The following is a 13,614-nucleotide window of genomic DNA, read 5'->3' on the forward strand; positions in this document are numbered from 1 at the left end:
ATAACGAAATAACCGAATAGCCACGTCCGGCGCATGAGCCCAGCAACGATGCGACTTTAGAAATGCGCCCTACGATAAGGCCTCATCGGTTCGTGGAAAAGAGGAAGGCCGACTAAAAACGGGCTTGCCGCTCAGGCGTCGGCATACCCCTGTTGTAGGGGCATGATTCCTTTATCTTTAGTTGATTCGTTCCATTCGCTACGTTGCTAAACGGGCGCCCTGCGCCTTTGTTCGAAAGATTTGGAGTTTTTAACTCCTCTATTTCCGCATGTCTTCATGTAGCCCTCATAATCAGATTCATTCCAGTTGAGACTGGTTTTGCTAAACAGGAAAATGCTTAAACCTGTATATTCTTTATCATAAAATCTTGTTTTTAATAGCTATGTAGTTATTCATCCTGTGCTATGATGGAGAAAATCATTATTTCTTTAGGGGGCTATGAAATGCAGACGAAAAATCCGATCCGACTCGACCAGCGCATTCATCTTATTGATGGCTTTGATTTTGAAATTCCTAACCGTACAGGGGCGTATGTTCTTGATGAAGAGCAGTTAACGATTATTGAGCCAGGGCCAAGTCCATCGATTAAACATATCAAAAAAGGGATAGAACAATTGGGGTTTTCATTGGAAGTAGTTAAATACATTATCGTTACCCATGTTCACCTTGATCATGCTGGTGGCGCTGGATTATTGTTGAAATCTTGCCCAAATGCTAAAATAGTTGTCCATCCTCGAGGGAAACGTCATTTAGCTGACCCGCGTAAACTAGCTGCTGGAGCACGCGCTGTATATGGAGATAGCTTTTCTGATTTATATGATCCGATTGTTCCGATACCAGAAGAACGACTTATTACAAAAGAAGATGGAGACATGTTGGAAATTGGAGAGGACTGTAAGCTGCAATTTTTTAACACACCAGGACATGCAAAACATCATTTCAGTATTTACGATCCGGTTAGTAACGGATTGTTTACTGGAGATACAGCAGGCGTGCGCTATCAATTATTAATAGATCAGGGTGTCTCCTTCTTTTTACCGTCGACATCACCAAACCAATTTGATCCAAATGAGTTACGTCATTCATGGGGACGTTTCCATGATTTACAGGTAGATCGGATATATTATGGGCATTTTGGAATGACCGATCAACCGAAAGCTGCATTACAGCAAGTTTCTAGATGGCTTGATGTATTTATGGATATCGCTGAAAAAGCATATACAGAAGGCCTTGGCTATGATAAACTAGCTGAACGACTGTTAACTGCGATTAAAGTCGATCTACGGGCAAAAGGGATTCCGGATGACCATGAGATTTACGTGATTTTAAATGTCGATATGCAAATATGTGCGTTAGGTATGGTTGATTATTTACAAAAAAGGAAAGAAGAATGAGCCCGTTTACTAGCGAATAGGCTCCATTCTTTTTATAACTCATCTTCCGTTTTCAAAAAGAGAAAAGTAGCAAAGCTGATTAATAAAATGGAACCTCCGGCAATAAAAGAGATAGTCGTTATTGTTTCGTATAAGTTGAAGGGACGCAAATAATAGCTCCACATGCCTGTCGTTAACCCAATGGCGCCAATAATTGCTGTCCAAACATGAAGTGCAGCAGTTTTTTATTCGTAGGTGTAAATACTTTATAATAGACAGCCCAAGAAAATAAAGTGAGCCATCTTACCACAAGAATATGTGCATGGACCGTACGGAATTCATACCCGCCTGCACCCTCCATATGGGAGCCGATAAATGCTCCTTTTAAGCAAAAATAGCTGAAAAGTGCAACAATGTTTTACTGTACGTATTCACTTTAAACAACGAGAATATGTTTAGCTTTGAATATAGATAGAATGCTGTTTATTGATAATGGAGCGGTTAATATTACTATCCGCTCCATTATCAATATTATTTCCTATTCGCTGTCCTTGTTCGAAATTTATGTGGGCTCATTTTTTTGTAATGCACAAACACTTTACAAAAATAGGAAGCATCTGAGAAACCAACTTCATTTGCTATTCGATAAATTGGATAGTCAGAATTCAATAGTAAATCTATTGCTTTTTCGAGTCTAATAGAGGTTAAAAATTCACTATAACTAGCATTCATGGTTCGTTTAAAGAGCCTGCTCAAATATTGAGGATTTAAATGAACATTATCAGCAATCCAATCAAGTCGAATATCTTTCATATAGTTTTTTTTAATTAATGCTATGGCCTGTTGGATAATTGGATTTTCAGGAAGTTGTTCAGGAAGTATATCACAAGGGATGCATTTCTTTTCCCCGATATTCATAAGAGCATTATGAATAGAATTAACTAGTGTAGAAGGACGAACTGGTTTTAACAAATAATCGTTCACATGACTCGATATTGCTTCCTGAGCATATGTGAAACTGGAATAAGCCGTTATAATAATAGTTTGAATAGAAGGGAGGAACTCAATGATATTTTTTTGAACTGCTAAACCATTCATTTCTGGAATACCGATATCTAAAAGCATCATATCAGGTTTATATATTTTAGCAAACTCAATTGCCTGGTTACCATTCTCTGCTTCAGCTATAATATCTATGGTTTGAAAATTTCTGGAGATAATTGTTTTCAAAGCCTTTCTTTCCAAAGATTCATCTTCTACAATCATGATTTTATAAGTCATATGATCACCTTATTTTTATAATGATTATAATCAGTGAAAGCAGGGAAGAAAATTTTTATAACTGTACTAAATGTTTCATCGTTTAAAATTTGCAATCCGTAATTTTCTCCAAAGTAATCCCGTAAACGTAAATGTGAGTTTAAGAAACCTATACCGTCAGAAGAACCATCTTTTCCTTCTAGGATTTTCAAAGCCTGTTGCTTTTTTAAAGCCCACCCCTGTATCTTTTACAAGGATAGAGATGTCTTCTTCGTTTCTGCTCACTGAGATGTAAACACTCCCTCCTTTGGCGAGGGGCTCTATTCCATGTATGATTGCATTTTCAACTATTGGTTGCAAAATCATATACGGAATACAAAAATCTTCTAAATGATTTGGAAGGTCTATTTGATAATTTAACCGATCCCCATAACGCACCTTTTGTATAGATAGGTACCGTCTAATATTTTTTATTTCGTTTTTCAATAAAGGAAATTCTTCTGTTTGTTTTAAATTATACCTTATGAGATCAGAAAGATTATAGATCATTTCTTCTGTTAAGGGAGCATTTTCAGACATTGCAACTCTGGAAATAGAATTTAATGTGTTAAATAGAAAATGTGGATTTATTTGAGCTTCTACTGTTTTTAATTCAGCATATTTTAATCGTCTTTCATAATCCAGTTTTTCCTGCGTTTCTTTTAATAGTTGTTGTTGGAAAAGTGATTTTATTCCCATCTCTGTAAAGTAATTTGCTAAAACCTCATAGAAATCAACACAGTCTTGCAAATATTCGGGTTCTACCACGGCTAGGTTATCAATAGCTACTGCTAATTCGGATTCCTCTAAATCTAGCTCTTTAGCTAGTTTCGGGATATCAAATTTGCTTTTAGGATTTTCTTGATCATCGACTAGCACCTGCCCGCCTAAAACGCCACCTAACAATTTATTATTTACAATTATTGGAACACAACAATCTTTTAAACCCAAGTGACAATCACTTATAGTTGGCTTTCCAGTTGCAAAAGCCTTTTGTTCAGCCTGAGCATCACATTCGATACATTTTTTCGCCCCTATTTTTGAAGACCGAATCAATTGACAAAACGGAGAGAAATTATTGAATCTACCAACCGGATTGCCATTCGCATCAGCTGTTACTACTGAGATACCGACTAAATCGGCTAATTTGCTTTGTACATTAGATAATGTGTCTATATCAACGACATCTGTTAAAGTTAAATCATTTGTATTAAGCAAAATTATCATATCCTTTTGTCTATGAGATGAAATATTCCATGCGAAAAAATTCCAATAATTAACTTTAAAAATCAAAGTATTTGTAACCGCCTTCTACCATTTATTGTACTTGTTTCAAACAAAAATTTCTATATAAATGTGAAGAATGTAACAAAATTACTTAATGTCAAAAAAGTTATACAAAAGACATCAATTTATTTATATAGAAGGTCCTGTAAATCACATAAATGGAAACGTTTAAATTGTATATTGTTTATGAAGTTAAATTAATAGGAGGTGCTTTCTCGTGGGACAAGAAGCATTAGGAATGGTAGAAACGAGAGGATTGGTAGCTTTAATTGAGGCTGCTGATGCGATGGTAAAAGCGGCAAATGTTCAATTGGTTGGTTATGAAAAGATTGGATCTGGATTAGTAACAGTTATGGTTCGAGGAGACGTAGGAGCAGTAAAAGCCTCTGTAGATGCAGGAGCGTCCTCAGCTAAAAATATAGGAGAAGTTGTATCTGTTCACGTAATCCCTCGTCCACATACAGATATTGAAAAAGTAATGATTAATTCATTAACAAATGGAGGTGAATAAAAGTGAATGAAGAGATTTTAGAAAAAGTATTAGGAGAAACACAAAGTAGAATGAATGGAACTTCTAAGGAATCGTCAGCGCCACACCGACATGTTACTGAATTTGTGGGAACTGCTATGGGGGATACGGTTGGATTAGTAATTGCCAATTTAGATCCCCAATTACATGAATATATGAAATTAGATAAAAAATATCGTTCTATTGGTTTTTTAAGCGCCCGAACTGGTGGAGCTCCTCATGTTATGGCTGCTGATGAAGCTGTAAAGGCTACAAATACTGAAGTTGTTTCCATTGAAATGGCCAGAGATACAAAAGGTGGAGCAGGGCATGGTGCAACGATCATTTTTGCAGCTGAAGATGTATCAGATGCACGCCGTGCAGTTGAAATTACTCTGGAAGCTGTTGAGAAAAATTTTGGCAATGTGTACAGCTCTGACGCAGGGCATATTGAACTTCACTATACTGCTAGAGCAAGTATGGCTTTAGAAAAAGGATTTAATGCATTAGTAGGAAAATCATTTGGAATAATTGTTGGCGCTCCAGCTGCGATTGGGCTGGTAATGGCTGATACAGCAGTAAAAACAGCCAATGTGGATGTAGTTACTTACGCAAGTCCAAATAACGGGACAGCGCGGTCCAACGAAATTATTATTTCTATTACAGGAGATTCTGGTGCTGTTAAACAATCACTCTTAGCTGCCCAGGAGGTTGGTTTAAGTGTGCTTAGTTCCATGGGTGAGATTCCGAAGTCAGGGTCAACTCCGACACTAATATAAAAAATTTCGCTACATGCTGTTAACTATACTGGATAGGAGGGATAAGAAAGCAATGCAGCTCAAAGGTTTATCAGATGAAAAGATTACTATAATTGCAGAGCATATTTTAAAAAGATTAAACTACCAGGATACTCATACAACAGAAGATACTTGTAATATAAAACAAATACCAATCGGTATATCCAACCGTCATATCCATCTCTGCCAAGAAGACGTAGAAAGACTATTTGGAAAAGGTTATGAATTAACACCGCTAAAGAAGTTAAGTCAACCTGGACAATTTGCTGCTCAAGAGGTTGTGACAATTGTTGGTAGAAGAGGAAGTATTGAAAAAGTTAGAGTGTTAGGACCTGTACGTACAAGAACTCAAGTTGAAATATCTAAGACAGATTCTTTTAAAATCGGTGTTCAAGCTCCAGTACAAGAATCTGGAGATTTAACAGAAGCAGGCTCCGTATTCGTCATTGGACCAAAAGGAGTCATTGAAGCAAAACAAAGCGTCATTATAGCAAAAAGACATATCCATATGCACCCAGACGATGCAGAAAAATTAGGTGTAAAGGATCAACAAGTTGTCTCCATTAAAACGGTGGGAGATAGACCTACTATTTTTGGGGAAACGGTCGTACGAGTGAAAAATAATTTTCGGTTAGAATGTCATTTGGATACAGATGAAGCAAACGCAGCCGGTCTAAAACCAAATGATTATGTGGAGTTGATAAAAGAATGTTGAGGTGAACTCTTTGGATGAAAAACAAATAAAAGAGTTACTGAGCAAGTTAATTTCATATAAAGAAAGCAAAAAAAATGTATTGTTGATTTTTACTGGAGCGGATCATTATTCGAAGGAAGTAGAAGAACTATTTATTCACTATCAAGATAAATGTAACTACTTGTTAATTTTTTCTAATGCATGTAAAAGCAATTTTGATACGGATACGTGGAAAAGTATGGGGAGTGAAATAGTCGATTTTACTCAATTTCGAAAGATTATTGATCAGATAGATATGGTCCTTCTCCCATTTTTAACGAGAAACTCTTTAGCAAAAATCGCATTAGGTATTGCGGATACTCTTTCGTTATTAGCTACTCAACACAGTATATTATCGGGGAAAAATATAATAGCCTTTGAAAATTCCTGGGATGTTAACAATGAAATTGGCAAGATACAGGGATTAAATAAAAATGCAACCTATATAACGATGCTAAACCAGTATAAAAAGCAACTCACAGAATTTGGTGTTATTTCCGTACCACTTTCCGAGGCAAAGCAGAAAATAGATCAAAAATTATTTAATCTAATTGAGGAACAAGAAACCAATCAATTGCGGGATAAATATGTTGTTAAGGAAGCTATGAACAAAAACGTTCTTACATTAAAAGATGTAATAGATAATCCATCCATTGACATAAGTTCAGAAGTTAAAATGACCGATTTAGCAAGAGATTATTTAAGAGATAAAAGAAAGGAATCTTAAAAATGCCAGAATTTGATAAGGACCTTCAATCAATCCAAGAAGCTAGATTACTAATTGCATCTGCGCTAAAAGCACAAGCTGAATTGGCTGAAATGAGTCAAAAGGATATTGATCAGATAGTTGAGCATATGGCTAAAGCAGCTTTTGCTAATGCTGAAAAGTTAGCAATGTTAGCACATGAAGAAACTGGATTTGGTAATGTTGAAGATAAAATAATTAAAAATAAATTTGCTAGTGAGAAAGTCTATGAAAGCATCAAAAATATGAAAACTGTGGGTATTTTAAATGATAACGAGAAGCAAAAGGTGATGGAAGTTGCTGTTCCGCTTGGCGTGATAGCGGGGGTAATTCCTTCTACAAATCCCACATCAACCGTTATCTACAAGGCACTAATTGCAATTAAAGCAAGAAATGCAATTGTATTTTCTCCACATCCTGGAGCAAAACAATGCATTTTGGAAACGGTAAAGATTTTAAACAAGGCGGCAATAGAAGCTGGTGCTCCAGCAGGCGCTATTGGAACGTTAACCATCTTAAGTATGCAAGGAACATCTGAATTAATGAAACATAAGGATGTTGCTTTAATTCTTGCAACAGGAGGCGGAGCAATGGTTCGGGCGGCTTATAGCTCTGGTAATCCAGCAATTGGCGTCGGACCAGGAAACGGGCCTGCCTTTATTGAAAGAACCGCTGATATTGAAAAGGCCGTATCTCGTATTATTTCCAGTAAAACCTTTGATAATGGAGTTATCTGTGCTTCAGAGCAATCTGTTGTAGTTGAACAAATTAGTGAAAGTAAAGTTATCCAAGAATTTAAACGACAAGGAGCATATTTCCTAAATGAGAAAGAAAGCCAATTATTATCGAAATTTATTTTAAGATCTAACGGGACAATGAATCCAAAGATTGTTGGTAAAACGGCTTACAGCATTGCTCAAATGGCAGATATTACTGTTCCTGATAATACAACGGTTTTAATATCTAGACAAACGGAAGTATCAAAAGTAAATCCATATGCTCGTGAAAAATTATGTCCCATATTAGCATTTTATACAGAAAATGATTGGATAAGTGCATGCGATCGCTGTATTGAATTATTAAATGTTGAAGGCATAGGACATACTTTGTGTATTCATTCGTCCGATGAAGCGGTGATTCGTGAATTTGCACTTCGGAAACCTGTGTCCAGATTTTTAGTTAATACACCAGGGGCTTTAGGCGGTATTGGAGCTACTACAAACCTATCTCCTGCATTAACATTAGGCTGTGGAACTGTTGGAGGAAGTTCAACGTCTGATAATATCACCCCTTTAAATCTGCTGAACATTCGTCGTGCATCTTATGGAATAAGAGAAAAAGAAGATATACGGTTCACATTGAATCAAGATATAACATTCAATGGGCAAAATAATATAGATTTAAATTCCTTAAATAAAGAAATTTCAAAAAAAGAGATTGCACAGTTAATTGAAGTTGCACTTCAAAAATTAGCAAAAGAGGAAGCATAGGTAAAAGCGGTAGAAAATAATAAAAAGGTGATAATATATGAATTCTTTTTTTGTTAAACCTAAGATGCTATTTGATGTTAAGACACAAGATTTTCTTAGAACGTGTCAAGGAAATAGATATTTTATTATATCAGACCCGATGATGAAAGAACTGGGATTTATCGAAATCATTAAAAATGAAATTTTGCAACAAAATAATTCATGCAAAGTTTTCGATAAGATCACACCAGATCCGCAACTTAGTACAGTTGCAGAAGGGTTACATGAAATGATGACGTTTAAACCAGATGTGCTAATTGCTATTGGCGGGGGATCAGCCATTGATGCTGCAAAGGGAATGATCCTGTCTTTTAGCAAAATAGACAGGGATGCAAAAAGACCATTGTTTATAGCCATTCCATCTACAAGTGGAACTGGAAGTGAAGTGACTTCCTTTGCAGTTATTACGAATGGGTTAGAAAAAAAGCCCATTATAAATGAAGTAATGATTCCAGATATTGCCTTATTGGATGTGGATTTAGTGAAAACAGTTCCGCCAAAAGTTACGGCTGATACCGGTATGGACGTACTTACCCACGCAATCGAAGCTTATGTATCGACGAAAGCGACTGAATTTACTGACGCGCTTGCTGAAAAAGCAATTAAGCTAGTATTTGAAAGTTTGATAGAAGTATTTAGAGATGGAAGTAAGATAGAACACCGCAATAAAATGCATAAGGCCTCTTCATTAGCTGGTATAGCTTTTACGAATGCATCTCTCGGAATTAGTCATAGTATTGCCCATGCCATTGGTGGTATTTTCCATATTTCTCATGGAAGGATCAATGCTTTAATACTTCCACATGTAATAGCTTACAATGCAGGATGTGATGGCAAACTCACGCCAACGGCAAATAAATATCAAGAAATATCCCAATTCCTCAACTTACCAGCAGCTACACCAGAGGAAGGCACAAAGAGTCTTATTTCCGCTATAAACTTTTTAAATGAAGCATTAACCATTGAAAAAGGTTTCTCAGAATTAGCGATTGAAAAAGACAACTATTATGAGTATAAACATCTCATTGCTGATTTTGCGCTACAGGATGATTGTACTACTACAAATCCAAGAGTGCCAACAAGAGAAGAATTGGCCGGTCTTTATTTATCATTATACTAAGGAAGGGGATAAAAAAAGCTTATGAAAAAGAATTTATTTAATGAATGTATTGCTGAGGCAATTGGTACGTTCTTATTCGTCTTTCTTGGTATTGGGTCCGTTGCTGTGCTTATTATGATGGACATAGGTATTACTTACTGGGAAATGGCCATGGTTTGGGGAATTAGTGTTGCTTTAGCTATCTATTGTACTGCGCATATATCGGGTGGACATATAAATCCAGCTGTTACCATTTCAATGGCAATATGGAATAAGTTTCCTTTTCGTAAAGTGATTCCATATATTTTAGCACAAATTATAGGAGCTTTTTTTGCTGCTGTTTGTAATTACGGGCTCTATCATTCCATTATTGCAAACTATGAGAAAACGGAATCCATTGTTCGTAATACAAGCTCAGGGGCGATGACAGCGAATATATTTGTGACTTTTCCTGCAGAAAATATTAATTTACTAACAGCATTTGGAATTGAATTCCTTATTACGATGATTTTAATGTTAGTCATATTTGTTGTAATTAATAATACGAATGTTCAATCCAGTGGACTTGGAGCAACAATAATTGGTTTAACCATAGCGGTGTGTGGGCTAGCCTTTGGACCTTTAACAGGCTTTGCTATGAATCCAGCAAGAGATTTGGGTCCAAGAATTTTCACTTTAATCAGTGGCTGGGGAGAAGTAGCACTAGGTCCGAATTATTATGGTTTAATTATACCGATTCTCGCACCAATATTAGGAGCTATTTTCGCAGGAGTCGTGTACTTTAAAGTTCTTGTGCCAACTATGGAAAACAAAACAAAAGTAAAAGAAATGAGAGTAGAAGAAGAGAAGCCCAAATATATTTAAAGAGGTTGTTCAAAAAGTGCACTAAAAATGACACATCGATATTTTTAGTTGGCTTGTTTCTCCGTTCCTTGTAAAAGGTCCTACGTCAAAATGTGTTTCGAGGAAGCTTCACTTGTGCTCATGTATCTGTATAGCATATGTATCTTCTTTTAAAACTGCCCACGCTGTGGGCAACATAGAAGCCAGTACACCCTATTACAAGCATACATCTCGAAACTTCGCCCCTCGAACTCAGTCGCTCAAAACGTGCTAGTGTCGTAACAGGACAAGAAAAGCTACGACAGCAATACATCGCACATAGAAAAAGTGTGTTTCTTTTTCAAGGACGCCTGAGACCTTGGCCAACCTCGATCCTTTTTACATTCTTTTTGAACACGTACTTAAATGAAAACCCGAGAGGAGAAGTAGACATGCTAAGAACAGCTTCACGTATTGAACAATTAATTGACCATCTCTATGATCATGATCCAATTGTTGAATCAGAAAGAGCTTTATTAGTAACAGAATCTTATCAGCAAACAGAAAATCAGCCCATGATAATCCGAAGAGCTAAAGCGTTAGAAAATATCTTAGGTAAGATGAAAGTTGTTATTCGCCCAAATGAATTAATTGTAGGGAATCTAGCAACGTCACCACGTGGAACGCAAATTTTCCCGGAATTTTCAAACGATTGGCTAGAAGATGAATTTGATCGTATTGAAAAAAGGGCTGGGGATAAATTTATAGTTCCTGAACAAGTAAAACAAGATTTATCAGAGGCATTTAAATATTGGAAAGGAAGAACTACAAATGAGCTTGCTACGGAATTAATGTCTCCTGAAACGAAGAATGCCATGAATGCTGGAGTATTTACGGTTGGAAACTACTATTTTAATGGTGTGGGTCATATTTCTGTCGATTACAAGCTTGTGTTGGAAAAAGGCTTGAAAGGAATTAAAGAAGAGGTATGTACTGCTTTGAAAAGTCTGGATTACGGGGATCCTGAAATAGTTAAAAAGTCTCAAACATTAAAAGCTATGAGTATCTCATTAGATGCTGTCATGAATTATGCCCGACGATTAGCAGATGAAGCAAAATTAGAAGCGGATAGAGAAACAGATTCGAACAGGAAATCAGAATTATTACAGATTGCCGCAAACTGTGCACGTGTTCCAGCAAATCCAGCAACATCATTTTATGAAGCACTTCAATCTTTTTGGATTATCCAGGCAGTTATTCAAATTGAATCAAATGGTCATTCGATTTCGCCGATGCGTTTTGATCAATATATGTATCCATTTTATAAGAAAGATGTAGAAAATGGTCGACTAGACGAGGCAGAAGCGCAAAAATTATTAGACGTATTATGGGTGAAATTCAATGATGTAAATAAAATCCGCGATGAAGCATCAACGAAGGCATTTGGTGGATATCCAATGTTCCAAAACTTAATCGTAGGTGGACAAGATAAAGAGGGAATGGATGCAACAAACCCATTATCGTATGCTTGCTTACAAGCTACTGCCAATACTAGATTACCACAACCATCCATTTCTATTCGTATATGGAATAAGACCCCTGAATCTTTAATTCATAAAGCTGGGGAGGTATCACGTTTGGGATTAGGAATGCCTGCTTATTATAGTGATGAAGTTATTATTCCGTCATTAGTCAATCGAGGTATCTCACTTACTGACGCAAGAGATTATGGCATTATTGGTTGTGTTGAACCACAAGTTGGTGGGAAAACAGAGGGATGGCATGATGCGGCATTCTTTAATATCCCTAAGGTTCTGGAGATTACTTTAAATAATGGCTATGCGAATGGTGAAAAAATAGGCTTATCCACTGGTGATTTTTCATCATTTACAACCTTTGATCAATTAAAAAGTGCATTTGAGGAGCAAATGAAATACTTTGTTAAGCTATTGGTCAATGCCGATAATTCTGTAGATGTTGCGCACGGAGAGCGTGCACCTTTACCATTTTTATCCTCTATGGTAGAAGGTTGTATCGAGAAAGGTTTGTCATTACAAGAAGGTGGAGCAAAATATAATTTTACTGGACCACAAGGTGTAGGGATAGCGAATGCTGGAGATGCATTAATGGCGATTAAAAAATTAATCTATGAGGATAACAAGCTCTCTATTCATGAGTTAAAAAATGCATTAGATACCAATTTTGGTAAAGAGCAAAACCAAGCAATCACAAATAGCGAACCTGTTGGAACGAACAAAGATTTATCTCAACTCTCGACCGATGAATTAGTAGAGATGTTAAAAGATCTACTTAATGACAACGATACGAACATCAAGAAAAAAGATACCAATGCAAGTCAACCCATGAATGAAAAGGATGGAGAATATATACGTCAATTATTAATTAACGGTGCACCGAAATACGGTAATGATATCGACGTGGTGGATCAAATGGTGAGAAAGGTTGCACTTATCTATTGTAAAGAAGTACAAAAATATTTAAACCCACGTGGAGGAACTTTCCAACCAGGGTTATATCCAGTATCAGCCAATGTTTCTTGTGGCATAGAAACGAAAGCCTCAGCAGATGGACGCTTTGCAGGTGAGCCATTAGCAGACGGTGTTTCACCTGTATCTGGAAGTGACCAAAATGGCCCTACAGCAGCATTAAACTCTGTAGCTAAATTGGATCATCATATTGCTTCTAATGGAACATTGCTAAATCAAAAATTCCATCCATCAGCCTTAGCTGGGGAAGAAGGTTTAAGAAACTTATCAGCATTAGTCCGTAGTTATTTCGAGCAAAAAGGAATGCATGTCCAATTTAATGTGGTTAGTAAGGAAACATTATTAGATGCGCAAAAGAACCCAGAAAAATACAAGAATCTTGTAGTTCGTGTAGCAGGATATAGTGCCCATTTTGTTTCTCTGGATAAAAGTATTCAACAAGATATCATAGCACGTACAGAACAACAATTTTAACCGAACATGCTGCTTAAAGAGAGTGTTCAAAAAAAGATATATTGAAAAGCTTATAGGTTATGGATGTGCGAAGACAAAGCTTTTACTTTTGTATTAATGGTTTTTTGAACATTCTCTTAAAATATTTACGAGGAATTAACAGTTGTTTACTTAACAAATAATTGATATATTGCTCTTCATCCAATTAAAACATCCCTCCAAATCAGTTATTGGAGGAATAAGTAAACATAAAAGAATCTTTTTTACACTATAGGAAAGTATAAGATTTTTTTGGTTTATAGTATAAGAAAAACAAAGGCTTCCGCCATAAGACTTGGCGACAAGCCAAGTTTTTCTAAACATAATTAAATTTATCTCTAATGTAAGGTACTGTAAGACTACTTTATGGTGCTTAAGTCAGAACAACAAAGTTTACGAAAGGTAACAAATCCCCGTTTCCTT

Annotated in this window: 11 protein-coding genes; 9 read left to right on the plus strand and 2 right to left on the minus strand. The window is 36.3% G+C overall.

Translation table 11 applies throughout. The annotated features are described in order from the left end of the window. Positions 1-443 precede the first annotated feature (443 nt). Positions 444-1,394, plus strand: a complete 951-nt coding sequence (locus BKP57_RS14395) for an MBL fold metallo-hydrolase (RefSeq protein ID WP_050351414.1) — start codon at positions 444-446, stop codon at positions 1,392-1,394. Positions 1,395-1,904: 510 nt separating this feature from the next. On the opposite strand, the gene BKP57_RS14405 is transcribed toward BKP57_RS14395, so the two are convergent. Continuing rightward, on the minus strand, positions 1,905-2,654 hold the full coding sequence (locus tag BKP57_RS14405; protein WP_050351413.1) for a response regulator transcription factor: 750 nt from the start codon (positions 2,652-2,654) through the stop codon (positions 1,905-1,907). Positions 2,655-2,810: 156 nt separating this feature from the next. Further along, a complete protein-coding gene (locus BKP57_RS14410; protein ID WP_083547277.1) occupies positions 2,811-3,965 on the minus strand; it encodes a sensor histidine kinase in 1,155 nt (384 codons plus the stop codon). 232 nt (positions 3,966-4,197) lie between these two features. Between BKP57_RS14410 and BKP57_RS14415 the strand changes: the two genes are divergently transcribed. From BKP57_RS14415 to BKP57_RS14450, 8 genes are all read left to right on the plus strand, one after another. Beyond that, positions 4,198-4,470, plus strand: a complete 273-nt coding sequence (locus BKP57_RS14415) for a BMC domain-containing protein (protein ID WP_198035054.1) — start codon at positions 4,198-4,200, stop codon at positions 4,468-4,470. A 50-nt stretch (positions 4,471-4,520) separates the two neighbouring features. Next, a complete protein-coding gene (pduB, locus tag BKP57_RS14420; RefSeq protein WP_077303456.1) occupies positions 4,521-5,246 on the plus strand; it encodes a propanediol utilization microcompartment protein PduB in 726 nt (241 codons plus the stop codon). Between the two features lie 52 nt (positions 5,247-5,298). Next, positions 5,299-5,979, plus strand: coding sequence for a phosphate propanoyltransferase (pduL, locus tag BKP57_RS14425; protein WP_082240905.1), 681 nt, complete (start codon positions 5,299-5,301; stop codon positions 5,977-5,979). Between the two features lie 10 nt (positions 5,980-5,989). Beyond that, a complete protein-coding gene (locus BKP57_RS14430; protein ID WP_072741804.1) occupies positions 5,990-6,724 on the plus strand; it encodes a flavoprotein in 735 nt (244 codons plus the stop codon). Between the two features lie 2 nt (positions 6,725-6,726). Further along, complete coding sequence (locus tag BKP57_RS14435; RefSeq protein WP_050351408.1) at positions 6,727-8,232, plus strand: acetaldehyde dehydrogenase (acetylating); 1,506 nt, start codon at positions 6,727-6,729, stop codon at positions 8,230-8,232. Positions 8,233-8,296: 64 nt separating this feature from the next. Continuing rightward, positions 8,297-9,391, plus strand: coding sequence for a 1-propanol dehydrogenase PduQ (locus BKP57_RS14440; protein WP_257786716.1), 1,095 nt, complete (start codon positions 8,297-8,299; stop codon positions 9,389-9,391). Positions 9,392-9,412: 21 nt separating this feature from the next. Continuing rightward, a complete protein-coding gene (locus BKP57_RS14445; protein WP_072741805.1) occupies positions 9,413-10,234 on the plus strand; it encodes an MIP/aquaporin family protein in 822 nt (273 codons plus the stop codon). Positions 10,235-10,644: 410 nt separating this feature from the next. Next, positions 10,645-13,173, plus strand: coding sequence for a glycyl radical protein (locus BKP57_RS14450; RefSeq protein ID WP_050351406.1), 2,529 nt, complete (start codon positions 10,645-10,647; stop codon positions 13,171-13,173). The last annotated feature ends 441 nt before the right edge of the window (positions 13,174-13,614 follow it).

It is taken from the genome of Virgibacillus sp. 6R, from assembly GCF_001895305.1.
GTDB classification, from domain to species: domain Bacteria; phylum Bacillota; class Bacilli; order Bacillales; family Amphibacillaceae; genus Virgibacillus; species Virgibacillus pantothenticus.

Excerpts from the sequence above, each read along its gene's own strand:
- BKP57_RS14415 (WP_198035054.1), top strand. The coding sequence starts at position 4,198 with ATGGTAGAAACGAGAGGATTGGTAGCTTTAATTGAGGCTGCTGATGCG.
- BKP57_RS14440 (WP_257786716.1), top strand. The coding sequence starts at position 8,297 with ATGCTATTTGATGTTAAGACACAAGATTTTCTTAGAACGTGTCAAGGA.
- pduL (WP_082240905.1), top strand. The coding sequence starts at position 5,299 with ATGCAGCTCAAAGGTTTATCAGATGAAAAGATTACTATAATTGCAGAG.
- BKP57_RS14445 (WP_072741805.1), top strand. The coding sequence starts at position 9,413 with ATGAAAAAGAATTTATTTAATGAATGTATTGCTGAGGCAATTGGTACG.
- BKP57_RS14435 (WP_050351408.1), top strand. The coding sequence starts at position 6,727 with ATGCCAGAATTTGATAAGGACCTTCAATCAATCCAAGAAGCTAGATTA.
- pduB (WP_077303456.1), top strand. The coding sequence starts at position 4,521 with ATGAATGGAACTTCTAAGGAATCGTCAGCGCCACACCGACATGTTACT.
- BKP57_RS14405 (WP_050351413.1), bottom strand. The coding sequence starts at position 2,654 with ATGACTTATAAAATCATGATTGTAGAAGATGAATCTTTGGAAAGAAAG.
- BKP57_RS14395 (WP_050351414.1), top strand. The coding sequence starts at position 444 with ATGCAGACGAAAAATCCGATCCGACTCGACCAGCGCATTCATCTTATT.
- BKP57_RS14450 (WP_050351406.1), top strand. The coding sequence starts at position 10,645 with ATGCTAAGAACAGCTTCACGTATTGAACAATTAATTGACCATCTCTAT.